Here is a 24,509-nt window from a genome sequence, read left to right as displayed (position 1 = left end):
GTACCGGCTCCGCCCGAGACCACTGAGCAGCCCGAGTCTTCGACCGAACCGTCGGAGGCACCCGCCGGGGTGCCCGAAGCGACCGCGGAGCCGCCCGGGCGTCCCCCCGGACCGTCGGTGGCGGCCGCCGGGGCGCCTGGAGCGGGCGCGGAGCCGTCCACGCGTCCCCCCGGACCCCCGATGGCGGCCGCCGGATCCTCCGGGACCTCCGGCGAGGCCGCCGCTGCGTCCGTGCGGCCGGCGGTGCGGGTGCCGGGACCGGGCGAGGGAGTCCGGGCACAGGGGCCGGTCCGGGAGACCGCCGCGGCGGGTACGGGGCCCGCACGGACCGTCGAGCCCCCGAACACCTCCGCGGAGCCCTTCGAGGCGCCCGTGGAAGGCCCCGCGCGGCCCGCGCGCCCCCACGGGCCGGTCGCACCTCCCGAGGCGCCCCAGGGCGGTCCTGCGGCATCCGCGGACCCGCACCCGGAACCGGGCTCCGGCGCGCCGGCCGCTCCCGCACCCCCGGCCGGGACTCCCGGGGAGGATCCCGAAGGCGCTCCCGGTGGCTCCGGGGACGGCGGCGTCTTCAAGGTGCGGCTCTCGAACTTCGAGGGGCCCTTCGATCTGCTGCTCCAGCTGATCTCCAAGCACAAGCTCGACGTCACCGAAGTGGCGCTGTCCAAGGTCACCGACGAGTTCATGGCGCACATCCGGGCGATGGGCCCGGACTGGGACCTCGACCAGACGACCGAGTTCCTGGTCGTCGCGGCGACACTGCTCGACCTGAAGGCGGCGCGGCTGCTGCCGGCCGCCGAGGTCGAGGACGAGGCCGATCTGGCCCTGCTGGAGGCGCGGGACCTGCTGTTCGCGCGGCTGCTGCAGTACCGCGCGTACAAACAGATCGCGGACATCTTCAACACGCGCCTGGCGGAGGAGGCCCGCCGCTACCCCCGTACCGTCGGCCTGGAGGCGCAGTACGCCGAACTGCTGCCCGAGGTCGTCATCAGCATCGGGCCCGAGGGCTTCGCGAAGCTCGCCGTCAAGGCCATGCAGCCCAAGCCCAAGCCGCAGGTGTACGTCGACCACATCCACGCGCCGCTCGTCAGCGTGCAGGAACAGGCCGGGATCGTGGTGGCGCGGCTGCGGGAACGCGGCGAAGCCAGTTTCCGCTCCCTCGTCGAGGACACCGACGACACCCTCACCGTGGTCGCCCGCTTCCTGGCCCTGCTGGAGCTCTACCGGGAGAAGGCCGTCGCCCTCGACCAGGAGGAGGCCCTCGGTGACCTCATGGTGCGCTGGACGGGCGGGGAAGGCGAAGGGACGCCGAGGGTGACCGACGAGTTCGACCGGCCGGCGGAAGCGGCGAAGGACGGGGCAGGGCGCGGGAGCGAGAAGGAGAAGGCGTGAGCGAGGAGACCACCGGCACCTCCGCGGGGCCGCCCACCGTCGCCGACCTCGATCTCGGGGCCGCCCTGGAGGCCGTCCTGATGGTCGTGGACGAGCCGGCCACCGAGGAACACCTGGCCAGGATCCTGGAGCGGCCCAAGCGGCAGATCGCGGACGCGCTGCACGCCCTGGCCGACGAGTACACCGTCCAGGGCCGCGGATTCGAGCTCAGGCTGATCGCGGGCGGCTGGCGCTTCTACTCGCGTCCCGCCTACGCGAGCGCCGTCGAACGCTTCGTCCTGGACGGTCAGCAGGCCCGGCTCACCCAGGCGGCTCTGGAGACCCTGGCCGTCGTCGCGTACCGCCAGCCGGTGAGCCGGTCGCGGGTCTCGGCGGTCCGCGGAGTCAACTGCGACGGCGTGATGCGCACCCTCCTCCAGCGCGGTCTGGTCGAGGAGGCGGGCACGGAACCCGAAACAGGTGCGATCCTGTACACGACGACGAACTACTTCCTGGAGCGAATGGGCCTGCGCGGCCTGGACGAGCTCCCGGAGCTCGCGCCCTTCCTCCCCGAGGCGGACGCGATCGAGGCAGAGACGCTGGAAGGGGTCCCGTCGTTCGATCCGGACGCACCGGATGCAGACGCAGACGACACGACGACGACGGAACTTTGATGCGAAGCAGTGGCAGCGGCAGTGGCAGGAACAGCGGGCGCGGCAACCCGCGCGGAACCGGCGGAAGCGGCGGTTCGCGCGGCAGCGGCGCCCCCCGAGGGGGCGGTGGCGCGCCCCGCGGAAGCGGCGGCGGCTCGCGCGGTGGAAGCAGCGGCGGTTCGCGCGGCGGAAGCGGCGGCGGTTCGCGCGGCGGAAGCGGCGGCGGTTCGCGCGGTGGAAGCAGCGGCTTCCAGCCGAGGGGCTCGGCGGCGGGTTCGGGCGCGGGGCGTGACGACCAGCCGAAGCGTCCCAGCAAGCCCCGTCCCGAGGAGCGTCGCTACGACGTAGGCCCCGGCGGCACGCACGAGGGCCCGAAGTCCGGGCGCGGCGCCTCGGCGCGCGGCGGCGCCAAGGGCGGCCCCAAGCAGGGCCAGCAGCGCGGCGGCCGCACGGAGCCCGCGCGCTCCCGCGAGTACGAGACCCGGACCGAGGAGCGCAACCGCGACCGGTACGCGGGCAAGCCGGAGATCAAGCTGCCCAAGACCTTCCCGGGTGCCGAGGAGGAGGGCGAGCGCCTGCAGAAGATCCTCGCGCGTGCGGGCTACGGCTCCCGGCGTGCCTGCGAGGAGCTGGTCGACCAGGCCAGGGTCGAGGTCAACGGCCAGATCGTCCTGGAGCAGGGTCTGCGCGTCGACCCGGAGAAGGACGAGATCAAGGTCGACGGCCTGACGGTCGCGACGCAGTCGTACCAGTTCTTCTCGCTGAACAAGCCCGCCGGTGTCGTCTCCACGATGGAGGACAACGAGGGCCGCCAGTGCCTCGGCGACTACGTGACGAACCGCGAGACGCGGCTCTTCCACGTGGGCCGGCTCGACACCGAGACCGAGGGCGTCATCCTGCTCACCAACCACGGCGAGCTGGCGCACCGGCTGACCCACCCCAAGTACGGCGTGAAGAAGGTCTACCTCGCGCACATCGTGGGCCCGATCCCGCGCGACCTGGGCAAGCGGCTCAAGGACGGCATCCAGCTGGAGGACGGGTACGCGAAGGCGGACCACTTCCGCGTCGTCGAGCAGACCGGCAAGAACTACCTCGTCGAGGTGACCCTGCACGAGGGCCGCAAGCACATCGTGCGCCGCATGCTCGCCGAGGCCGGCTTCCCGGTCGACAAGCTGGTGCGCGTCTCCTTCGGCCCGATCACCCTGGGCGACCAGAAGTCGGGCTGGCTGCGCCGCCTGTCGAACACCGAGGTCGGCATGCTCATGGCCGAGGTCGGTCTCTGACCCCGGAAGCACGCTGACACGGCCGGTCCCGGAACGTCTCCGGGGCCGGCCGATTCGTTTCCGCCTCGGCGCAAGCGACCGCAACTTCCCCGACCGAGAACCTTGTTGACATCCACCGCTCCCTTTATAGTCGTAGTGACCATGGTCAAGATGACCATAAAGAGAGGGGCGTGGGGGTGGCGACAGGCGAGAGCCGCGCGCCCGGGGGTGCGGCACCCGAGGGCTACGACAAGTACGCCTTCGAGCCCTTCGCCGTCACCGTCGACCTGGCCGTCCTGACCGTGCGCGCGGGCGCACTCCAGGTACTGCTCGTCGAGCGGGGAACGGAACCCTACGCCGGCCGCTGGGCCCTGCCCGGCGGCTTCGTGCTGCCGCGCGAGTCCGCCGAGGAGGCGGCCCGGCGTGAACTCGCCGAGGAGACCGGCCTGTCGGACCTGACGGGGCTCCACCTGGAGCAGTTGCGCACCTACAGCGAACCCGACCGCGACCCCCGTATGCGGGTCGTCTCCGTCGCCTTCGCCGCGCTGCTGCCCGACCCTCCCGAACCGCACGGCGGCGGTGACGCGGCGCAGGCCATGTGGCTGCCGTTCGACGAACTCGGCCCGCTCGCCTTCGACCACGACCGGATCCTCACCGACGCCCACGAGCGCGTGGGCGCCAAACTGGAGTACTCCTGTCTCGCCACGTCCTTCTGCCCGCCCGAGTTCACCCTCGGAGAGCTGCAGCACGTCTACGAGACGGTGTGGGGCACGGCGCTCGACCGGCCCAACTTCCGGCGCAAGGTCCTCGCCACGCCGGGATTCGTCGAACAGGTCCCCGGTGCCGCCCGCCTCACCGGCGGCCGCGGCAAACCCGCCGCCCTGTACCGCGCGGGCGGCGCCAAGGTTCTGCACCCACCCCTGCTGCGTCCCACCTCGTAAGGACGGCCCCGATGACCAGCACGACCCTCACCAAACGCGCCGCCACCGGTTCCCTCATCGGCCTCGCCCTCGGCGACGCGCTCGGGTTCCCCACCGAGTTCAGCACCGTGCCCGCCATCCTCGAGAAGTGCGGCCCCTGGCGGCAGATGGCGCTGCCCCGCCCCGCGATCGTCACCGACGACACCCAGATGACCCTGGCGCTGGCGAACGGACTGCGCACCGCCATGGACCGCGGACTGCTCGGCCCGCTGTGGATGGAACGGCCGGTGCGCGAGGAGTTCGTGAACTGGTACCAGTCGCCCGAGAACAACCGGGCCCCCGGCCGGACCTGCCTGGTCGCCTGCAACCTCCTCAAGGACGAGCGGCGCCGCTGGCAGGAGGCCAGCCAGACCGGTTCCAAGGGCTGCGGCGCCAACATGCGCGTGGCGCCCGTCGGACTCGCCCGCGGACTCAGCGACGAACAGCGCGCGGGCGCCGCCCAGCTCCAGGCCGCGCTCACCCACGGCCATCCCACCGCGCTCGCCGCCTCGGACCTCACCGCGTACACCGTCCGGCTGCTCTCCCAGGGCGCCGAGCCCGCGGAACTGATCGGCCTGCTGCTCGCGTACGCGCACGAGAACCGGTACCGCTACCACTCCCGCTGGCTCGGCGACCTGTGGACCTTCTGCCACGACGCCGGCCCCGAGCAGTACATATCCCGCGGCTGGGACGAGTGCATCGCGGTCCTGGAGAACCTCCGCCAGGCCGTGCGCACCGCCTCCCCCGAAGACGACCCCTGTCTCGCCACCGGCGAGGGCTGGATCGCCGAGGAGGCGTTCGCCACCGGCCTGCTGTGCTTCCTGATGTTCGTCGACGAGCCCGTCACCGCGCTGCGCCGGGCCGCCTGCACCTCGGGCGACTCCGACTCGATCGCCTGCCTGACCGGCGCGTTCGCGGGCGCCCATCACGGCTCGGAGGTCTGGCCCGGCGACTGGGCCGACCGCATCGAGTACCACAGCGACCTCATGGCGCTGGGGGCGCTCTGGGATGCTTGATCCATGACAGACGTCCTCGGCACCGGCGCCGACCTCGCGAGCGTGGTGGGCGAACAGCCCGACCCCGTGCTCTTCGCCACCGTCTCCGGGGCGCACCTGTACGGCTTTCCCTCCCGCGACTCCGACGTCGACCTGCGCGGTGTCCATGTGCTGCCGACGGCCGACCTGGTCGGGCTGCGCGAGCCGGAGGAGACCCGGTCGCGCATGTGGTGGGAGAACGGCACCGAGATGGACCTGGTCACCCACGACCTGCGCAAGTTCGTCCGGCTGATGCTGCGGCGCAACGGCTATGTGCTGGAACAGCTGTTGTCGCCGCTGGTCGTGCACACCGGCGAGGAACACCGTGAGCTGATCTCGCTCGCCCCCGGGGTCGTCACCCGCCATCACGCCCACCACTACCGCGGGTTCGCGGCCACGCAGTGGCGGCTCTTCGAGAAGAGCGGCGAACTCAAGCCGCTGCTCTACACGTTCCGGGTGCTGCTCACCGGCATCCACCTCATGCGCACCGGCGAGGTCCAGGCCGATCTGCCCACGCTGGCCGGGCAGATCGCGTCCCCCGCGTATCTCCCGGACCTGATCGCCGTGAAGGCGGAGCGCGAGCACGGAGCCGCCGACATCGCGCGCGCACGCGTGGCGGAGGACGTGGAGCGTCTGCACGCCCTCCTCGACGAGGCGCAGGAGGCCTCGGCGCTGCCGGACGCCCCCTCCGCGTACGACGCCCTGCACGCCTTCGTCGTCAGGGTCCGTCTGGACGGGGTCCGGGGAGGGCGGGACGGTGTCCGGGCGGCGGAGGGCGTCCCGGGAGGGCTACCGGCCGCCGGTGGTGTCCCGGAGCGCTGAGGCCCGGCGGACCCGGACGAGGAAGTCCTCCACGCGCGCGTGGTCGGGCTCGGGCGGGAGCGGGCTGCGGACGGCCGCCTCGTCGGTCTCCGCCGCCAGCCGGACCATCCGGCGCTCGACCTCGCTCCAGGACACCTCGCCCCGCTTCACCGCGAGCAGCGGCTCGCGCTGGTCCGCCACGTCGATCGTCAGCGACCCGGTGCGCAGCAGATCGCGCGAGCTCGTCAGCAGGCGCAGCAGGTGCATGGCGTGTTTCCAGCGCGGGGCGCCGTGCGTACGGACGTCGGCCTCCAGCTTCTTGCGCTGGCCCAGGGCGTAGCGGGTGAAGGTCTCGTGCGCCTGGCGGGAGAGGAACGCCCGGCGCAGGGCGAGGAGCTCGCGTCCGGTGTCGTCCACGTCCTCGACGAGCGGGGAGTGCAGGCACTCCAGGATGTTCGGGTTGGCGCGCAGCGCGAGCGCGCAGAACCGCTCCAGTTCCCAGCTGAACTGCTCCGGCGCCGGGCCCTCGACATGCGTCGGCGGTTTCTCGAAGCGCCAGAACAGCGCGGTCGGGGCGAGGAAGACGCCCCGGACGTCCGTGTCACTGCCGTCCGTGGCCAGCCCGAAGGCGCGTGAGCCCATCACGCAGGAGTAGACCGTGTGGTCCCGCACCAGGCGAAGTCCGGCCGCGGAGATCGCCGGCGCGGGCGCGGCGGAGGACGCGGACGGTACCGGCGGTGCCGGGGACGCCGGGGGCATCGGGGCCGTCTGGGGCACGGGAGGTTCGGAGCGCATGTCCGGAGCGTACGGGCCCGCTCACGCCAGACGGATCGAGTTTCCCTGCACCGTGATCTTCTCCGCGGGCAGCGGGCGCGGCGCGGGACCGGCCTTGACCGCCCCGTCCTCGACGCTGAACCTGCTCCCGTGGCACGGGCAGTCGATGGTGCCGTCCGCGACCTTGTTCACCGTGCAGCCCGCGTGCGTGCAGATCGCCGAGAAGGCCTTGAAGTCGCCCTTCGTCGGCTGGGTGACGACGACCTTCTGGTCCTTGAAGACCGTGCCTCCGCCGACCGGGATGTCGCTCGTCGTGGCGAGCTCCTGGCCGCTGGAGGCCTTCGGGGACGCGTCCGAGGAACTGCTGCCGCTGCCGTACTGGCTGCACCCCGCGAGCAGCGCGGACGCCCCCGTGGCGAGGATCACCGTGCGCCGCGTCGAGCGGTGGGTCATGTCGTCACTCCGAACGTACGGAAAAACCAGAAGGCGGACGTCAGCCAGACGGCGGTGAGCACGGCGAAGACGAGGCCGCCGATGACGGGCAGCAGCCAGCCGGGCAGGCGCTCCGAGCGGAGCAGCAGCATCTTGGCACTGAAGGCACCGAAGAAGAAGCACCCCAGGAGCGAGTGCCACATGACACGTGTGCTGTACGTCTGATAGCCCAACGCGTACAGACAGTGCACCGCGACCGGCACCGTCACCAGGAACGCGATCCGTCCCGACCACCGGTGCAGCGCCGCCGACCACCCCGGGCCCGGCAGCTTCCCGTACAGCATCAGCGCCGAGACGAGCTGGACGAGGGCGAAGAAGAACGCCGTCGTCGCCAGCCAGGACTTCACGGCGCCCGTGCTGCTGAAGCCGGCGAGGTCGAAGGCCGTTCCCGTGGGGTCGTGGACCTTGCCGTAGACGCCGAGGCCGACCGCGACGGCCGCCGCGACCAGGGCCGGGACCAGATAGCGGGCCGCGCCCGGACGGCCCGGGCCGGGTGGGGGAGAGGGAAAGCCCTGGGTGGCGGCGTTCGGGTCCACGGTCATCAACGGCTCCCTGTGGAGGAGGAGGTCAGGGGGTGACGGGGCGGGCGATGATCTTCTGGCCGTCGATCGTCACGGCACCGGTCTCCGGGTCGATCTCCGGTGCCGCCGAAGGCGTGCCGTCGCGCTCGACGACGCCGACCTGCTTTCCGCCGGGCAGCACGATCCAGCCGCCGTCGATCTTCGCGCCGCGCACGGTGGCCGTCGCCCGGTACAGGCCGGAGGGCCTGACGGCCCGGTCGGCCGTGAAGGCGTACCGCTGCCCGCCGACGTCGGCGGTGCCGCGGATCAGCTTGTGGTCCCGGAGGGTTCCGTTCAGCTCGTCGCCGTTCGTGCCCGTGAGCTTCATCGTGCCGTCGTCCTCGACGGCACCCTTCAGCCAGGACTCCTTGTCGTGCCCGTCGCAGAAGTACGCGATCGCCCTGCCGCCCCGCAGGGAGATCGCGACCGCCGAGGTGTTGTCGTCGGTGCGGCCCGCGTAGTCGGCGTTGGGAACGGCGCTGCGGGACGGCGAGGGGCTCGGCGACGGCGAGGCGGAGGCGGTCGGCGCGGTGGCCGAGACGCCCGGTGACGCCTGCCGGTACGGGTTCGACGTGTTCTTCGTCCCCGTCGTCGCGTTGACCACCAGCAGGACCACGGCGAACACCAGCCCCGCGAGAAGGGTGAGCAGGGGTCCTGGTCGCTTCATCCGGTCCTCCCCCGGGGGCGGGTCTCCTGCCATGAGAGCGGACGCGTCCGCCCGAGTCCAGAGGCGCACAGGCGCGTTCTCCCACCAAACCGCGGAATGGGGCGATTCGGGTGACACCGACGCCGCCGGGCGGCCGGATCCGGCCGGATCCGGTGCGCGGCCCCCGTCTCGTCTGGCGGGCGCCGCGCACCCGCCCGCGGAGGGCTGGCTACGCTGGTGTGACACGACGTGCACACAGATCAGCGAGGAGCATCACCGTGGCGGTACGAGCGGTCCGGGGCGCCGTCCAACTGGAACGGGACGAGGCCGGGCACATGGACGAGCAGGTCAGCGAGCTGCTCACCGCCATCCTGGAGCGCAACGCGCTCACCACGGACGACCTGATCAGCATCTGGTTCACGGCGACGCCCGATCTGCACAGCGACTTCCCGGCCGCGGCGGCCCGCAAGCTCGGCATCGTCGACGTCCCGCTGATCTGCGCGCAGGAACTGGACATCGAGGGTGCGATGCCCCGAGTCGTCCGTGTCCTCGCGCACATCGAGTCCGACCGGCCGCGCGCCGACGTCGTCCACGTCTACCTCGGCGCCGCGGGCGCACTCCGTAAGGACATCGCCCAGTGAGGACCGCGCTCGTCATCGGAACCGGGCTGATCGGCACGTCCGCGGCCCTCGCGCTCGCCGCCCGCGGCGTCGTCGTCCACCTCACCGACCACGACCCGGAGCAGGCCCGTACGGCGGCCGCGCTCGGCGCCGGCACGGACGAGGCCCCCGAGGGGCCGGTCGACCTCGCGATCGTCGCCGCACCGCCGGCCCACGTCGCCGCGACCCTCGCGGACGCCATGCGGCGCGGCCTCGCCCGCGGCTACCTCGACGTCGCCAGCGTCAAGGGCGGCCCCCGCCGCGAGCTGGAGGCGCTCGGCCTCGACCTCACCTCGTACATCGGCACGCACCCCATGTCGGGCCGCGAGAAGTCCGGCCCGCTGGCCGCCAGCGGCGATCTGTTCGAGGGACGGCCCTGGGTGCTCACCCCGACCCGGGACACGGACACCGAGGTCCTGAACCTCGCCCTGGAGCTGGTCTCGCACTGCCGTGCCGTGCCCGTCGTGATGGACGCGGACGCCCACGACCGCGCCGTGGCGCTCGTCTCGCACATGCCGCACCTGGTGTCCAGCATGGTCGCCGCGCGCCTGGAGCACGCGGAGGAGACGGCGGTACGGCTGTGCGGGCAGGGCATCCGCGACGTGACCCGGATCGCGGCCTCCGACCCCCGGATGTGGATCGACATCCTCTCCGCGAACCCGGGCCCCGTCGCGGACCTCCTCGCGGACGTCTCCGCCGACCTCGACGAGACGGTCCAGGCCCTGCGCGCCCTTCAGTCCTCGGACGAGGCCAAGCGCCGCGAGGGCGCCGGCGGGATCGAGGACGTCCTGCGGCGCGGCAACGCGGGCCAGGTCCGCGTCCCCGGCAAGCACGGCTCCGCGCCGCGCGTCTACGAGGTCGTGGCCGTCCTCATCGACGACCAGCCCGGCCAGCTCGCCCGCATCTTCGCCGACGCGGGGATGGCCGGGGTCAACATCGAGGACGTACGCATCGAGCACGCGACCGGCCAGCAGGCCGGTCTGGTGCAGCTGATGGTGGAGCCGAAGGCGGTGCCGGTGCTCGGCGCGGCCCTGCGGGAGCGGGGCTGGGCACTGCGCCAGTGAGACCGGCGTGAGACCGGCGCCGGGGCGGGGCGTCCGGTCCCGCGGCGGGGAGGGCCACCGCCGCCGTCCCGGCCGCCGGGAACGGCCGCCGTCACCGCCGCCGGGACGGGCCAGTAATACGGGGTCCGCGGGGCCGGTAACCTTGTGCGGGGCGCGCTCGCGCCCCGCAGAGACCTCCACCCCGCACCAGGAAGGTGTTCCCACCGTGGAAAACGGCGCCGCCCGTACCGCTCCGGCTGTGATTGTCGCCATCGACGGCCCCTCCGGCACGGGCAAGTCGAGCACCTCGAAGGCCGTGGCCGCCAAGCTCGGTCTGAGCTACCTGGACACCGGGGCCCAGTACCGCGCCATCACGTGGTGGATGGTCAGCAACGACATCGACATCACGGACCCCTCCGCGATCGCCGCCGTGGCCGGCAAGCCGGAGATCGTCTCCGGCACCGACCCGGCCGAGCCGACCATCACGGTCGACGGGACCGACGTCGCCGGCCCGATCCGTACGCAGGAGGTCACCTCCAAGGTCAGCGCGGTCAGCGCCGTCCCCGAGGTGCGTGCCCGCATCACCGAGCTGCAGCGCGTCCTCGCCGGGTCCGCGCCGGTCGGCATCGTCGTCGAGGGCCGGGACATCGGCACCACCGTGCTGCCCGGCGCCGACCTGAAGATCTTCCTCACCGCCTCCCCGGAGGCGCGTGCCGCCCGGCGCAGCGGTGAGCTGAAGAACGCGGACATAGACGCGACCCGTGAGGCCCTGGTCAAGCGCGACGCGGCGGACTCCAGCCGTAAGACCTCCCCCCTCGCCAAGGCGGACGACGCGGTCGAGGTGGACACCTCCGACCTCACGCTCCAGCAGGTCATCGAGTGTGTCGTCACCCTCGTCGAGGAGAAGCGGGCCGCCAAGTGACCGCACCCTCCGCCAGAGGCGCCGAGGTCGGACGCCGCATCGGCGTCGGCCTGATGTACGGGCTGTGGAAGCCGCGCGTGCTCGGCGCCTGGAAGGTCCCCGCGACCGGCCCGGCGATCCTGGCCGTGAACCACGCGCACAACATCGACGGGCCGATGGTCATGGGCGTCGCGCCCAGGCCCACGCACTTCCTGATCAAGAAGGAAGCGTTCGTCGGCCCGCTCGACCCGTTCCTGCTGGGCATCGGCCAGCTCAAGGTCGACCGGGAGATCGCCGACCGGGCGGCCATCACCGACGCCCTCGGCGTCCTGTCGGCCGGCGGAGTCCTCGGGATCTTCCCCGAGGGCACCCGGGGCGAGGGCGACTTCGCCTCGCTGCGGGCCGGGCTCGCGTACTTCGCGGTGCGCAGCGGAGCCCCGATCGTCCCGGTCGCGGTGCTGGGAAGCACCGAGCGCACCAGCCGGCTGACCAAGGCGCTGCCACCGTTGCGCAGCAGGGTCGACGTCGTCTTCGGCGACCCCTTCGAAGCGGGCGACGGCAGCGGCCGACGCACGCGACAGGCGCTGGACGAGGCCACCGGCCGCATCCAGAAGCAGCTCAGCGCCCACCTGGACCACGCCAGACATCTGACCGGGCGGCGGGAAAACGCCGGGCGCCCGGCCGGGCGTTAGGCGACACTTAGTAGTGGATCACCTGGTTTCGGGTGATCCACCGATCACCACGAATGAACGACGAGGTACGGACTTCATGAACGACCACATCCAGCCCGACGGCTCGGCAGAGCACGATCACGGGGCGCTTGGCGATGCCGAGTACGCGGAGTTCATGGAGCTCGCCGCGGAAGAGGGCTTCGACATCGAGGCCGTCGAGGGCGCGATCGAGGAGGCGGGCCACGGCCCGCTGCCCGTCCTCGCCGTCGTCGGCCGCCCGAACGTCGGCAAGTCGACCCTGGTCAACCGCATCATCGGCCGCCGCGAGGCCGTCGTCGAGGACAAGCCCGGCGTCACCCGCGACCGCGTGACCTACGAGGCCGAGTGGGCGGGCCGCCGTTTCAAGCTCGTCGACACCGGCGGCTGGGAGCAGGACGTCCTCGGCATCGACGCGTCCGTCGCCGCCCAGGCCGAGTACGCGATCGAGGCCGCCGACGCGGTCGTCTTCGTCGTCGACGCCAAGGTCGGCGCGACCGACACCGACGAGGCGGTCGTACGCCTCCTGCGCAAGGCCGGCAAGCCCGTCGTCCTGTGCGCCAACAAGGTCGACGGCATGAGCGGCGAGTCCGACGCCTCGTACCTGTGGGCCCTCGGTCTCGGCGAGCCGCACCCGGTCTCCGCGCTGCACGGCCGCGGCACCGGCGACATGCTCGACGCCGTCCTGGAGGCGCTGCCCGAGGCCCCGGCGCAGACCTTCGGCACCGCGGTCGGCGGTCCCCGCCGCATCGCCCTCATCGGCCGCCCGAACGTCGGCAAGTCCTCGCTGCTGAACAAGGTGGCGAACGAGGACCGCGTGGTCGTCAACGAGATCGCGGGCACCACCCGTGACCCCGTCGACGAGCTCATCGAACTCGGCGGCATCACCTGGAAGTTCGTCGACACGGCGGGCATCCGCAAGCGCGTCCACCTCCAGCAGGGCGCCGACTACTACGCCTCGCTGCGCACCGCCGCCGCCGTCGAGAAGGCCGAGGTCGCGGTCATCCTGATCGACGCGGCCGAGACCATCTCGGTGCAGGACCAGCGCATCGTCACCATGGCCGTCGACGCCGGCCGCGCCATCGTCCTCGCCTTCAACAAGTGGGACACCCTCGACGAGGAGCGCCGCTACTACCTGGAGCGGGAGATCGAGACCGAGCTCGCCCAGGTTGCCTGGGCGCCCCGGGTGAACGTCTCGGCCCGCACGGGCCGGCACATGGAGAAGCTCGTCCCGGCGATCGAGACGGCCCTGGACGGCTGGGAGACCCGTGTCCCGACCGGCCGGCTGAACGCCTTCCTCGGCGAGCTGGTCGCCGCCCACCCGCACCCGGTCCGCGGCGGCAAGCAGCCCCGCATCCTGTTCGGCACGCAGGCGGGCACCAAGCCCCCGCGGTTCGTGCTCTTCGCCTCCGGCTTCATCGAGCACGGCTACCGCCGCTTCATCGAGCGCCGGCTGCGCGAGGAGTTCGGCTTCGCGGGCACCCCGATCCACATCTCGGTGCGGGTGCGCGAGAAGCGCGGCACGAACAAGAAGAAGTAACGCCCACGGGCGACGCGTGAGGGGCGGCTCCCCGGGGGAGCCGCCCCTCACGCGTCACCGCTCACGGACCTCGCCGCTCACAGGCCCCGGCGCGGGGCGGGCGGCAGCGCGGCCGGGACGTGGTGCGTCCCGGCGCCGTGCTGACGGGTGACGGGCTGCCAGCCGGCCGTCGTCATCGCGGTGTGCCCGTGCTGTGCGGTGATCTGCCGGGCGGTCTGCGCCCCCGCGCTGTACGAGCTGTACGTGCCCGAGGAGCTGAACGAGTTCGGGCCGCGCCCGAGGAGCCCGAAGGCCTTGAACTCCAGGTTCTCCTCACCGTGCCGGTCACCGGGCAGGGTCCTGAACGATCTGATCCACTCGGCGTAGAGCGCGTCGTAGATCGGCGTGGCGGATGAACCGCCCTGATGAGGGTCATGCACCGGTCGCGACGCCGCCACCTCTCTGCTCGGACGGTGGGGGGAGCCAGAGGGAGGGACCGGCTGGAAGGGCCGGTGGCCGGGGACGTCGTAGGTGTGCACGTACGTGCCAACGACCCCGCGGCCCAACAGATGCGGCCGGAACGGTCATTTCGCGGGCCGTCAGGAGTGAGCGGCGCGCGCGGGGGCGCGGGGAACCGCACGGGCACCCCTGGCCGGCGCCGGCCGGCTGCCCGCGGTTCCCCGCCGCGCCCCGTCCGGCCGCTCTCAGGTACCGGCGAGCGGCATCGCCGCCGCGACCAGCTTGCCGTTGGCCGCCGCCTTGTCGAGCGCGTCGCGCAGCAGGTCCTCCCGGGGCTGACGGCCGATCGAGCCGACCGGCGCCGCGAACAGGAGCACCTGCTGGAGCTTGTTGGCGGCGGCGCGCCAGCTGTCGGTGACCTGGAGCGCCTGGTGGGCCTGCCACCAGGCGACCGGCGAGCCGCCGCCGCTGCCCGGCTGCAGCACGGCGTGCAGCTGGCCCGCCGCGAGCAGCACGGACCAGCCGTACAGGACCGGCGGCACCGAGCTCAGCTCGGTCGCGGGCATGAAGCCCTGCTCGATCAGCAGGGGCAGGAAGTCGTCGCCGATGTCGGTCGAGCCGGGCCGCACGATCGGCCCGGTCGGCTCGACGACGAGCGCCGGGTGCAACTCGCCGTTGATCAGGACGAGTCCGCTGGTGACCCCGAGCACGGCCTGCTCGGGGGCGAGGTCGGCGGGCGCGCCGTCGGGGTGGATCGAGCGGACGGCGCCCTGGAGTTGTTCCTCGGTGACCTGGACGACCTGCGAGGGCAGGCAGGTGGCGTGGGCGAAGGCGAGGACGGCGGTCTCGTCGCCGATGAACAGGACGGTGCTGGTGCGCTCCTGTTCCGAGTCGCCCGGGGTGCGGCACGACGTGCAGTCGTAACTGCCGGGGGCGTTCTCTCCGGCGAGCAGCCGGTCGGCTTCTTCGTCGCCGATCTCGGCGCGTACGTCGTCGCTGACGTCGAGCATGCGCGGCACGGTGGCTCCTCGGGATGCGGTGCGTGGCGGTGCCGGGTGGCTCCCGGCCCATGAACCGGTGGTTCCCGGCTCATGAAGATGTCAACGGGTGATCTGTGGCCGGAGTCACGCCCGGGAGCGAACGGAATCGAACCATCCGACGCCCAGGGTGAAGGCACCCCCGGAATTGGTTACTCCCAGTCAACTTGTAGGAGTACCGCGGAAGTTGAATGGGTGAAGTGGGTCACAGATCGCGAAAGGTGAGGGTCGACAAATCCGGAAATCACCCAATGAAATGGGTGGCCGAAAATCGACGGTACCTGCGGTAACGGCTAACTGGCCTCGAATGACAAGGAGTTGGTTGATATCGGGGCGCCCGGCTCCATAGATTCCTCCGCCGTGTGCAACGAGCACCGCTCGGGTACGTCCGCCGGCCGATCCTCCTCGGATCACAGCACGCCGCCGGCGGGCGGGTCGGAGCGCGACGGCCGCGTCCAACGCGCAGGTCGTCGCGTTCCCTCCTGGGGGACCCCGGGTGTTTCGAGAGGGAAATACATGTCCGCATGTGCCGATAGCACCCACGAGAACAGTCACAAGGCTCGTACGGCGAACAAGACACGTACGACGGCGGTCCTCGCCGGGGCGGCACTTCTCGCCCCGCTCGGACTGCTCGCCGCGAGCGGCGACGCCGCCGCGGCCGACAACGGAGTGTGGGACCGCATCGCCCAGTGCGAGAGCGGCGGCAACTGGCACATCAACACCGGCAACGGCTACTACGGGGGGCTCCAGTTCTCCGCCGGCACCTGGCGCGCCTACGGCGGCACGGCGTACGCGCCCACCGCCGACAAGGCGTCCAGGAGCGGGCAGATAGCCATCGCGACCAAGGTCCAGAGCGCACAGGGGTGGGGCGCCTGGCCCACCTGCTCGGCCCGCGCCGGGGCCTACGGGAACGCGCCCGGCTCCTCGGGCGCGGGACGGACCGGGGGATCGGCGAGCACCGAGCCGGCCTCGAAACCGGCGAGCGAGCCGGTCCGGCGGTCCGCCCCGGCGAAGCGGGAACCGGCGAAGACGCCGGCCCGCTCCGCGGGCCACGTCGGCCGCGGCTCGTCCCGGGGCGACTACACCGTCCGCGAGGGCGACACCCTGAGCGGCATCGCCGCACGGCACGGGACCACCTGGCGGAAGATCTACGCCGCCAACGAGACCGTGATCGGCGGTGATCCCGACCTGATCGTGCCCGGGCAGCGGCTCGACATCTGAGCCACGCTCCCCCTCGTCCCGGGCACAAGGCCCCACCCGGTCGTCCGACCGGGTGGGGCCCTGGGCGCGCCGGGCGCGGGCTCGGCGGGTGAGCGGGACGCGCTGCTTAGCGTGGCGCGATGTCCTTCATGCCGACCAGGCGGATTCCGCCGACCACGCACACCGTGTCCCGGCTGCCGGGCGGACGCGTGCGGTACGCGGCCGCGGTCGCCGCCGTACTGGCCGCCCTCGTTCCCGCCGACGCACAGGCCGCGGCGCCGCCCCCGCTCCCCGGTCCCGGAGAGGTCAAGGGGGCCTACGACTGCGCGAACGACGGGTGGCCCTGGACCTGCCTCGCCCAGTGCGAGAGCGGCGGCCGCTGGCACGCGAACACCGGGAACGGCTTCTACGGCGGCCTCCAGTTCTGGCAGCCCACCTGGGTCCGGTTCGGCGGCCTCGCCTACGCCCCCCGCGCCGATCTCGCCACCCGCGCCCAGCAGATCAAGGTCGCCGAGAAGGTCCTGGCCGAACAGGGCTGGGGGGCTTGGCCCCAGTGCTCCCGGTCGTACGGCCTGCAGGGCCCCTTCCACGTGGTGAAGACCGGCGAGACGCTCGCGTCGATCGCCCGCAAGTACCGGGTGCAAGGCGGCTGGCAGACGCTCTACAACGTCAACAAGAAGAAGATCGGCGGCAGCCCGAACCGGCTGCCCAAGGGCGTCAAGCTCGTCATCCCGAAGGCGACGGGCGCCTCCCGGACCGGGGCTCCCGCCCTGTTCGGCCCGCCCCTGAACCCGGCGGGCCACCGCTCGCACCCGGCGGCCCACCGCTTCGTACCGCCGTCTCGGTGGCTTCTCCGCTGAACACGACCGCGCCACGGCGCAGCTCATGGACGTACGTCGTCCGGCCCGCCCGCGCGCGCAGCGCCGGCGGCAGCCGCTGCTCGGCGATCACCACGCACGTGCCGAGAGCGCCGAGCAGCGCGTACGTCCGGGCCGCGACCGCCGGTGACATGCCCTGGGCGGGTTCGTCGACGAGCACCACGCGCGCGCGGGACGACAGGGCGCGGGAGAGGGCCAGCATGCGCTGTTCACCGCCGGAGAGGGTGCCCGCGCGGCGGGGCAGGAGCGGTTCCAGCTGCGGGTAGGCCCCCAGGGCGGCCGCGAGGCCGGCCGACCCGAGCTCCAGGTTCTCGCGGACGGTCAGCGAACCGAACACGGCCCGGCGCTCCGGGATCAGGCACAGCCCGCGCCGGGCCCGCTCGAACGCGGGCAGCCGCGTCACGTCGGCGCCGTCCCAGACGACGGCACCGGCCGACAGCGGCACGGCCCCGGCGAGGGCGCGCAGCACGGTCGTACGGCCGGAGCCGTTGCGGCCCAGCAGCACGGTGAGGCCGGGGTCCGGGGCGACCAGGCTCACGCCGTGCAGGGCCTCCAGGGGGCCGTAGCGTACGCGCGCGTCGCGCAGGGCGATGCTCATCCGCCGGCCCCCGTGTCCAGGACGCGGTCGGCGGGCCCCGAGGCGACGATCCGTCCCGCCGCCATGACGTGGACGGTGTGCGCCAGGTCGGCCACCAGATCGAGGTCGTGCTCGACGACCAGGAGGGCCATGCCGTCCGCGGCGAGCGCCCGCAGCACCCGGGCCAGCGCGGTCACCTCGCCGGTGTCGAGGCCGGCCGCGGGTTCGTCGAGCAGCAGCACCCCCGGGTTCCCGGCGAGCGCCCTGGCCAGTTCCACGCGCCGGAGCGTTCCGGTCGGCAGCCCCGCCGCGGGCAGGGACCGCACCGGCCCGTCGAGACCGAGCAGCCGCAACGCCCGCTCCGTCGCCCCCGGGCCGGAGGCCCGGCCCTGCTCGGCGCCCACGCGCACGTTCTCGGCCACGGTCAGCGACGGGAAGACCGCCAGCTGCTGGAAGGTCCGCGCGATCCCCAGCCGCGTCCGCGCGTGCGCCGCCAGCCGGGTGATGTCGCGCCCCGCGAACAGCACCTGCCCGCCCGAGGGGCGCAGCGTCCCCGCGAGACAGTGGAAGAGGGTGCTCTTGCCGGCCCCGTTGGGCCCCACGACCGCGGTGATCCGGCCCGCCGGGACGTCGAGCGCCGCCCCGTCGAGAGCAGTGAACCCGCCGTAGGCGACGCGCAGCCCCCGGGCGGCCATCGCCTCCCCGCCCGCCCCGCCCCGGCGGTCGCCTCCGCCACCCGCCCGCCTTCTCGCACCGGCCCCTCGGCGGGGCCCGCTTCCCCGGCCGGCGCCGACCGGCGCGGTGGCCGCCGGGTGCGGGCCGGGGGCGGCCGGTGCGGCGGGACGCGGGCGCGGTCCGGCTTCGCCGTGAGGGCCGGCCCGTGCGGTGGGGGCCGGGCGGGGGCCGGTTCCCCGGCCGGGGGCGGCCGGTGCGGCCGCCACGGGCCCACCGGTCGGTGGGACGGTGCGGGAGGCCGTGGAGCCGTGCCCCGGAGCCGTCGTGCGCAGGGCCGCGGAGCCGGACCGGCGTCCGGCGGCGGGCGCCCCGACCGTTCCGGGCAGCCCGCCGCCGGCGGTACGGAGATACCGGCGGGCACGGGCGCCCACGGGCGTCAGGGCCGCCCGGCGCTCGGGGCGGAGCCGGGACACCGCCGTGCGCAGGGCCTCGTAGGGTCCCTCGGGGAAGCGGCCGACGAGGACGGCGAGCAGGCCGATCACGGCGGCCGCCACCCCGCCGCGGGCCCCCGCGTCGAGGCCGACCAGCAGAGCCGCGGCGACGAGCGCGCCGAGGACGCTGTCGGCGCCGAGCACGACGACCGCCGCGAACCAGAGCAGACTGCGGACCGGGTCGAACGCGGTCGGGTCGAAGGCGCGCAGGCCCATCCCGAGCATGCCGCCGCCCAGCGCGGCCAGCGCGGCCCCCACCACGAACGCGGTCAGTTTCAGGGCCGGGACCCGGACGCCCGCCGCCGACGCGCCCGCCTCGTGGTCCCGCATGGCGGCCAGGGCGCGGCCCGTCCGGCCCCGGCGCAGCGTGTGCGCGGCGAGCAGGGCGGCGGCCAGCAGCAGGAGTTCGAGCACGTAGTACGCGCGGTCGCCGCCGAATCCGCCCGGGCGGCCCAGGGACAGTCCGGTCACCGCGTACGGCTGCTCGAAGACGAACCGGCTGACGCCCACGCCCACCGCGAACGTGGCCACCGCGAGCGCCAGGCCGTGCCGCCCGATGGCCGGCCACCCGGTCAGCACACCGAGCGGGGCGACCAGGAGCACGGCCACCGCCAGCGCGGCCAGTTCCGGCAGCCGCGGCAGCCCCGGGAACCGGCCCGCGGCCAGCAACGCCGTGAACAGGGCGCCGAGACCGGCGTACGTGGCCTGCCCCAGCGAGATCTGGCCGCCGCGGCCGGTGACCACGACCAGCGACAGCAGGACGACGCCCAGGGCGGGCACCTGCACCGACGTGTGCAGGTCCGAGCCCGCGAACCCCAGTGGCAGCAGGAACAGCACGACGGCCACGGCCCAGGCTCCGGGCGGTGCCGTCGCGCGGACCGTCGCCGGGCGCGGGAGCGCGTCCCGGGCGCCGATGCCGGGCAGGACGAGCGCGGCGACGAGCAGCGCGACCACGAAGAGGTTGGCGCCGACCGCCAGGAGCAGCGGCTCCGCCCAGCCCGAGGGGTGCAGCCGGGTCAGCTGGCTCTGGGCGACGCCGATGCCGAGCGCGACCACGACGGCGACGGGCAGGCTGCGCATCCGGGCCGCCACCGCGACCGCCATCACCTCGATGACGAGCAGCGGCAGGCCGTACGGGTCGAGCCGCACGTACGGCGCGAGGAGCACGCCCGTCAGACCCGCCGTGAAGGAGCCGAAGGCCCAGCCCGCCGCGGCCACCCGGTCCGCGTCGATGCCGCCGAGCACCGCCAGCGGGCGGTCGTCGACGACGGCCCGCAGCTCCGTGCCGAAGCGGGTCCAGCGGGTCACCGCGCCCACACCCGCGGCCAGCGCGACCACCACCGCCAGCTGCCCCCACGGATCCGCCGACACCAGCGTCGGCGCGTCCGCCCGCGCACCCGTGCCCCACACGAGCGCCGCCCCGCCGACCAGCAGCACGAAGACCCCGATGCTCGCGACCAGCGTCTGCGCAGGGTCGCCGCCGCGCAGGGACAGCGGCCGGAACACGAAGCGCTCCAGGGCCATCCCGACGGCCGGGGCCACCAGCAGCAGGGTCACCGAGGCACCGAGGGCGAGCGGCCAGCCCCACTCGACCGTGAACTGGCGCAGCAGGTACGCGCACACCATCGCGATCGCCCCGTGCGCGAAGTTGAGCACACCGGTGGCCCGGTAGGTGACGATCAGCCCGATCCCGGTGAGCGCGGCGGCGGAGCCGATCGAGAGACCGGCGAGCGTGAGGTCGTACGTCAGCGAGGACATCACTCGTCAGGACCGGTGGACGGAGGTTCGGGGTCGGGCGGGCTGTCGGGCGGGGACGGAGGTCCTGGGGCGGGCGGGGACGGGCGGCCGAGCGTGGACGGCCGTTCGACGAGAGGCGGGCCGGCGGAGGCGGGGGAGGGCGGCCCGCCCGGGGCGGGGTCGTCCTCGGCGTCGGGTTCGCAGATCGGGCACGGCCCGAGGTCCCCGCTCGCGAGGACGCGGGAGTCGGCCGGTACGGTCTCCGGTTTGCCGGTGACCAGGGGGCAGTCCGCGCGGTGGTACAGGGTGCCGCCGGGCACCATGAGGAGGCCGCCGCCCACGGCCGCGGGCGGTGCGCCGGCCGGTCCCGGTTCCGCCGCGTCGCGGGACCCGGCGGCCACCAGCAGCCCGTACAGCTCCTCGACGCGGGCCGCCGCCGAGGCGTTCCTGCCGTGGGCGAGGAGTACCGTGCCGGCGATGATCAGCGCGGCACCGGGCACCGTGCAGGAGGCCAGGTAGGGGAGCTGGCGTTCCGCGTACCGCTCGCCCGAGACGCCGTACCAGCCGATGACGCACAGCACCGCCCCCGCGGCCAGGGCGGCCCAGCCGGCCCACAGGACGGGGTGCACGCTCCGCAGCCGAGCTGTCCGCATCCGGACTCCCACACGTCGGGTATCTGTCCATGTCAGCCGATGGCTTGCACTATGCCTTCTGGAAGCTGACCCTGAAAGCACCGGGCGCTTTTGGCCCGGACCGACACCCGGTGGTGAGCCAGATGGTTCTCGGGAGCGACCTCAGGCGGGGGAACGTCAGGAGCGATCGCGGGCGGGGACGCGTCAGGGGAGTGGCGGTGGCGGCGGTGCTCGTCCTCGCCGCGGCGCTCACGGCGTGCAGCGACAACGGCGGCGGGAGTTCCGCGTCGTCCACACCTCCGGCACAGCAGTCCACCAGTACGCCGTCCGCCACGGCTCCGGCCGACCCCGCGGCGGCCCAGAAGGAGATCAAGCAGAACTGGGAGAAGTTCTTCGACCCGGCCGTCTCCACGAAGGAGAAGCAGGCCGTCCTGGAGAACGGCGACCAGATGGCCCCGGTGCTGCAGGGCTTCAACGGCGACCAGCGCGGTCAGCAGGTGAAGGCCACGGTGAACAAGATCGAGTTCACCTCGCCTACCGAGGCCGACGTGACGTACACGCTGACCCTGAAGGGCGCGACCGCCCTGCCGAACGCCTCCGGCACGGCCGTCGAACAGAACGGCACCTGGAAGGTCTCCGTCAACACGCTCTGCGCGCTGGTCCAGCTGAGCGGCAACGGGTCGTCGAGCCCCGTCCCGGGCTGCTGACCCGCGGTGCGGCGCACAGCGACCGGCGCCGCCGTCGCGGGCCTGCTGCTCCTGCTCGGTACGGCCTGCGGCAGCCGGCTGCCGGAGAGCGCCTTCGAGAACCGTGGCACGCCCACGCCCCGGGAATCCGCCGCGCCGATCCGCGTCGGCGTCATCACCAGCGCCACCAGCCCCGTCGGAGCCTCCGCCTTCACCGGACCGCGGGACGGGGCGAAGGCCTTCTTCGACCGGCTCGACGCCCACGGAGGCATCGACGGACGGCGGGTCGAGGTGCGGCTGTGCGACGACGGCGGGAGCGGCGTCGGCAACAGCACCTGCGTGCACCGGCTGATCGACGAGGACAAGGTCGTCGCCCTCGTCGCCACGACCGCGCTCGACTACGCGGGCGCCCCCCAGGTGTCCCACGCGGGCGTGCCCGACATCGGCGGCCAGCCCATCGGCGCCGCGTACGACACCTATCCGCACCTGTACGGGATCTACGGCAGCCTCGCGCCGCGCGAGGGCACGCCCGGCTGGAACGGCGAGCTCTACGGCGGCACCGAGGTCTACCGCTACTTCGAGCGCGTCCACGGCGCCCGCACCGCCGCCGTCGTCTCCTACAACCAGTCTGCCTCCGCCGCCTACGCCCGGCTCGTCACCCAGGGGCTCAGGACCGAGGGCTACCGGGTCGTCGCCGAACAGGTCGACTTCGCGCTGCCCGACTTCCGCGCCGCCGCGGCCGACCTGAAGGCCCAGGGCGCCGACCTCGTCTTCGACGCCCTCGACACCCATGGCAACGCCCAGCTCTGCAAGGCCATGGACGACGTCGGCGCCCATGTCCTGGCCAAGGTGACCAACGTCCAGAACTGGACGTCCACCGTGCCCGAGGACTACAAGGGCGCGCCCCGCTGCCGCAACGCGCTGTGGGCCACGGGTTCGAGCCGCAACTACGAGGACGTCGGCGACCGGGCCGTACGGGAGTTCCGCGACGCGACCAAGGGGCTGTCGACCCACTCCCAGTGGCAGCTGGAGGGATGGGCGGCGGCGCGGTGGTTCACGGACGCGGCGAAGTCCTGCGCCCCGTCGGGCGTCACCCGGGGCTGCGTCGACGCGTTCATGAACCGGGGCAAGCCCTACACCGCGGGCGGGCTGCTGATCCCGGTCGCCTTCGAGCGGCTGCCCGAGCCGCCGAAGACGCGCCGGACCTGCCTCTCGGTCGCCCGCTGGCGCGACGGCAGGGGCTGGGTCACCCAGGGCGACATGAACACGAACTGCTTCGACGTACCGCAGATCGCCTACCGTCCGTGAGCCCCGTGCCCCTGAGGTGCCCGCGAGATGCTCCTGAGGAACGTTTCCTCGCGGACAGCGGCCGTCCGTCGGCGCTTGCGGACAGCCGCTGTCCGCAAGCGCTGGAAGACTCGGCGGCATGTTGGAGACATCCGCACGACTGCTGCGCCTGCTCTCACTGCTGCAGGCCCATCGCGAATGGTCCGGCGCGGACCTCGCGGGGCGCCTCGGCGTCACCGCGCGCACCGTCCGCCGTGACGTGGAGCGGCTGCGCGAGCTGGGCTATCCCGTCAACGCCACCCCGGGCACGGGCGGCGGCTACCAGCTCGGCGCGGGGGCCGAGCTGCCGCCGCTGCTCCTGGACGACGACGAGGCCGTAGCGGTGGCCGTCGGGCTGCGGACGGCGGCCGGGCAGGGTGTCGAGGGCATCGGCGAGTCCTCGGTGCGCGCGCTCGCCAAGCTGGAACAGGTCCTGCCGAGTCGGCTGCGGCGCAGGGTCGGCGCGCTGAACGCCTTCACGGTGCCGATGCTGCGCGGTCCGCAGCCCTCCGCCGTGGACCCGGCCGTCCTCACCGAACTGGCCAACGCCTGCCGTGACAGCGAGCGGCTGCGCTTCGAGTACCGCGATCACGGGGGGTCCGCCACGCGCCGGACCGTCGAGCCGTACCGGCTGGTGTGCACCGAGCACCGCTGGTACCTGGTCGCCTGGGACGTCGAGCGCGACGACTGGCGCACGTTCCGCGCCGACCGCATCGCGCCCCGGCCGCCGCACGGACCGCGCTTCACACCCCGGACGCCACCGGCCGAGAACCTGGCCGAATACGTCTCCAGGGGTGTCTCCACCGGCGCGTACGCCACGCACGCCGTCGTCCGGCTGCTGGTGCCGCTGGAGGAGGCCGCCGCGCGGATCTCGCCCTCCGCCGGGACCCTGGAGGCCGAGGGCGGCGACAGCTGTGTCCTGCGTACCGGCGCGCCGAGCCTCGACGTCATGGTCATCCACGTGATGATGACGGGCTTTGAGTTCGAGGTCCTCGAGCCCGCCGAACTCGGCGACGCGATGAGGACGGCCCGGGACCGGTTGTCCAGGGCGCTGCAGAGGCCGGGGGCCGAGGATCCGGGGCCCGCGGAACCGGGGCCCGAGGGGTCGCCGGCCGCGGCCCGCGTGAAGTAGCGGAAGTCCCGGGCACCGGCGCCGGCCGTGCGGGGGTTCTGTGGCCGAAGCGTGTATTTCCTATGCGGCGTCAGCTTCCGCGGCGCGTGGCGGAATCGGGGCGGACCGGAATGGAAAAGGCCGCCGAGCGTGTGCCGAAGCACCGCGGCGCACATTTCGAGGGTCTATTCCAGGTACTCGCACGACTGCTCCGAATTACGTTCGAAGGCGTGCGGAACGCGGAAGCAACCCCTCATACGGGTGATGGAGTTCGGCGAAACACGTGTCGTGATCCTGTGACAGAAGCGTGACCGGCGGGGGA

General features: G+C 73.4%; 23 protein-coding genes and 2 pseudogenes. 16 read left to right on the top strand and 9 right to left on the bottom strand.

The window, feature by feature from the left end:
• Positions 1-372 precede the first annotated feature (372 nt).
• The 6 genes from ACH4S8_RS37020 (at position 373) to ACH4S8_RS36995 (ending at position 6,098) form a co-directional block, all read left to right on the top strand.
• Positions 373-1,389, top strand: a complete 1,017-nt coding sequence (locus ACH4S8_RS37020; RefSeq protein WP_398402237.1) for a segregation and condensation protein A — start codon at positions 373-375, stop codon at positions 1,387-1,389.
• The gene (gene scpB, locus ACH4S8_RS37015) at positions 1,386-2,042 is read left to right on the top strand and encodes an SMC-Scp complex subunit ScpB (protein ID WP_398402180.1); all 657 of its coding nucleotides are present in this window, start codon (positions 1,386-1,388) and stop codon (positions 2,040-2,042) included. Before ACH4S8_RS37020 ends, scpB begins: the two co-directional genes overlap by 4 nt.
• Positions 2,042-3,304 (top strand): pseudouridine synthase, encoded by a 1,263-nt coding sequence (locus ACH4S8_RS37010; protein WP_398402177.1) that lies wholly within the window; start codon positions 2,042-2,044, stop codon positions 3,302-3,304. Before scpB ends, ACH4S8_RS37010 begins: the two co-directional genes overlap by 1 nt.
• A gap of 170 nt (positions 3,305-3,474) precedes the next feature.
• Positions 3,475-4,224 carry an NUDIX hydrolase gene (locus ACH4S8_RS37005; protein WP_398402175.1) on the top strand — a complete coding sequence of 250 codons (750 nt, stop codon included), beginning with the start codon at positions 3,475-3,477 and terminating at the stop codon, positions 4,222-4,224.
• A gap of 11 nt (positions 4,225-4,235) precedes the next feature.
• Complete coding sequence (locus ACH4S8_RS37000) at positions 4,236-5,258, top strand: ADP-ribosylglycohydrolase family protein (RefSeq protein WP_398402173.1); 1,023 nt, start codon at positions 4,236-4,238, stop codon at positions 5,256-5,258.
• A gap of 3 nt (positions 5,259-5,261) precedes the next feature.
• Positions 5,262-6,098, top strand: a complete 837-nt coding sequence (locus tag ACH4S8_RS36995) for a DNA polymerase beta superfamily protein (RefSeq protein WP_398402171.1) — start codon at positions 5,262-5,264, stop codon at positions 6,096-6,098.
• Here ACH4S8_RS36995 and ACH4S8_RS36990 read toward each other — a convergent pair.
• The 4 genes from ACH4S8_RS36990 to ACH4S8_RS36975 are packed head-to-tail and all read right to left on the bottom strand — an operon-like array spanning position 6,066 to position 8,570.
• Positions 6,066-6,872, bottom strand: a complete 807-nt coding sequence (locus ACH4S8_RS36990; protein ID WP_398402169.1) for a DNA polymerase beta superfamily protein — start codon at positions 6,870-6,872, stop codon at positions 6,066-6,068. The two genes, ACH4S8_RS36995 and ACH4S8_RS36990, sit on opposite strands and share 33 nt — an antisense overlap.
• A 21-nt stretch (positions 6,873-6,893) precedes the next feature.
• Entirely contained in the window at positions 6,894-7,304 is a 411-nt protein-coding gene (locus ACH4S8_RS36985) for a Rieske (2Fe-2S) protein (protein ID WP_398402167.1), read from the bottom strand.
• Positions 7,301-7,885, bottom strand: coding sequence for a DUF6529 family protein (locus ACH4S8_RS36980; RefSeq protein WP_398402165.1), 585 nt, complete (start codon positions 7,883-7,885; stop codon positions 7,301-7,303). The genes ACH4S8_RS36985 and ACH4S8_RS36980 overlap by 4 nt, the downstream gene beginning before the upstream one ends.
• 25 nt (positions 7,886-7,910) lie before the next feature.
• Positions 7,911-8,570, bottom strand: coding sequence for a hypothetical protein (locus ACH4S8_RS36975; RefSeq protein WP_398402163.1), 660 nt, complete (start codon positions 8,568-8,570; stop codon positions 7,911-7,913).
• Between the two features lie 257 nt (positions 8,571-8,827).
• On the opposite strand from ACH4S8_RS36975, the gene aroH reads away from it, so the two are divergent.
• From aroH to der, 5 genes are all read left to right on the top strand, one after another.
• Positions 8,828-9,190, top strand: coding sequence for a chorismate mutase (aroH, locus tag ACH4S8_RS36970; protein WP_037628600.1), 363 nt, complete (start codon positions 8,828-8,830; stop codon positions 9,188-9,190).
• Entirely contained in the window at positions 9,187-10,272 is a 1,086-nt protein-coding gene (locus ACH4S8_RS36965) for a prephenate dehydrogenase (RefSeq protein WP_398402160.1), read from the top strand. The genes aroH and ACH4S8_RS36965 overlap by 4 nt, the downstream gene beginning before the upstream one ends.
• 205 nt (positions 10,273-10,477) lie before the next feature.
• Positions 10,478-11,173: a (d)CMP kinase gene (cmk, locus tag ACH4S8_RS36960; RefSeq protein WP_398402158.1), complete on the top strand. Its 696-nt coding sequence runs from the start codon at positions 10,478-10,480 to the stop codon at positions 11,171-11,173.
• Positions 11,131-11,844, top strand: coding sequence for a lysophospholipid acyltransferase family protein (locus ACH4S8_RS36955; RefSeq protein WP_398402156.1), 714 nt, complete (start codon positions 11,131-11,133; stop codon positions 11,842-11,844). The genes cmk and ACH4S8_RS36955 overlap by 43 nt, the downstream gene beginning before the upstream one ends.
• A 76-nt stretch (positions 11,845-11,920) precedes the next feature.
• Positions 11,921-13,399 (top strand): ribosome biogenesis GTPase Der, encoded by a 1,479-nt coding sequence (gene der, locus ACH4S8_RS36950; protein WP_398402154.1) that lies wholly within the window; start codon positions 11,921-11,923, stop codon positions 13,397-13,399.
• 77 nt (positions 13,400-13,476) lie between these two features.
• Here der and ACH4S8_RS36945 read toward each other — a convergent pair whose 3' ends face one another.
• Positions 13,477-13,818, bottom strand: coding sequence for a hypothetical protein (locus ACH4S8_RS36945; RefSeq protein ID WP_398402152.1), 342 nt, complete (start codon positions 13,816-13,818; stop codon positions 13,477-13,479).
• Between the two features lie 264 nt (positions 13,819-14,082).
• Positions 14,083-14,856 carry a hypothetical protein gene (locus ACH4S8_RS36940; protein ID WP_398402150.1) on the bottom strand — a complete coding sequence of 258 codons (774 nt, stop codon included), beginning with the start codon at positions 14,854-14,856 and terminating at the stop codon, positions 14,083-14,085.
• 534 nt (positions 14,857-15,390) lie between these two features.
• Here ACH4S8_RS36940 and ACH4S8_RS36935 point away from each other — a divergent pair.
• Positions 15,391-16,095: a transglycosylase family protein gene (locus ACH4S8_RS36935; RefSeq protein ID WP_398402148.1), complete on the top strand. Its 705-nt coding sequence runs from the start codon at positions 15,391-15,393 to the stop codon at positions 16,093-16,095.
• Between the two features lie 119 nt (positions 16,096-16,214).
• Positions 16,215-16,748 (top strand): annotated as a pseudogene (locus ACH4S8_RS36930) (transglycosylase family protein); the annotation flags it as partial.
• A 52-nt stretch (positions 16,749-16,800) separates the two neighbouring features.
• Here the strand turns inward: ACH4S8_RS36930 and ACH4S8_RS36925 are convergent.
• The 3 genes and pseudogenes from ACH4S8_RS36925 to ACH4S8_RS36915 form a co-directional block, all read right to left on the bottom strand.
• A complete protein-coding gene (locus ACH4S8_RS36925; RefSeq protein ID WP_398402146.1) occupies positions 16,801-17,550 on the bottom strand; it encodes an ABC transporter ATP-binding protein in 750 nt (249 codons plus the stop codon).
• Positions 17,547-20,453: an ATP-binding cassette domain-containing protein gene (locus tag ACH4S8_RS36920; protein ID WP_398402144.1), complete on the bottom strand. Its 2,907-nt coding sequence runs from the start codon at positions 20,451-20,453 to the stop codon at positions 17,547-17,549. Before ACH4S8_RS36920 ends, ACH4S8_RS36925 begins: the two co-directional genes overlap by 4 nt.
• Before the next feature lie 158 nt (positions 20,454-20,611).
• A pseudogene (locus ACH4S8_RS36915) lies at positions 20,612-21,085 on the bottom strand (hypothetical protein); the annotation flags it as partial.
• Positions 21,086-21,207: 122 nt separating this feature from the next.
• Here ACH4S8_RS36915 and ACH4S8_RS36910 point away from each other — a divergent pair.
• The 3 genes from ACH4S8_RS36910 (at position 21,208) to ACH4S8_RS36900 (ending at position 24,208) form a co-directional block, all read left to right on the top strand.
• On the top strand, positions 21,208-21,771 hold the full coding sequence (locus tag ACH4S8_RS36910; protein WP_398402142.1) for a hypothetical protein: 564 nt from the start codon (positions 21,208-21,210) through the stop codon (positions 21,769-21,771).
• 6 nt (positions 21,772-21,777) lie between these two features.
• Entirely contained in the window at positions 21,778-23,058 is a 1,281-nt protein-coding gene (locus ACH4S8_RS36905) for an ABC transporter substrate-binding protein (RefSeq protein ID WP_398402140.1), read from the top strand.
• 118 nt (positions 23,059-23,176) lie between these two features.
• Positions 23,177-24,208 carry a helix-turn-helix transcriptional regulator gene (locus ACH4S8_RS36900; protein ID WP_398402138.1) on the top strand — a complete coding sequence of 344 codons (1,032 nt, stop codon included), beginning with the start codon at positions 23,177-23,179 and terminating at the stop codon, positions 24,206-24,208.
• Positions 24,209-24,509: the final 301 nt, after the last annotated feature.

Origin of the sequence: Streptomyces sp. NPDC021080 (assembly GCF_044333225.1) — a bacterium.
In the GTDB taxonomy this organism is placed as follows: Bacteria; Actinomycetota; Actinomycetes; order Streptomycetales; family Streptomycetaceae; genus Streptomyces.
Note: the sequence above shows the minus strand (reverse complement) of the source record. Positions and strands in the feature narration are given on the sequence as shown.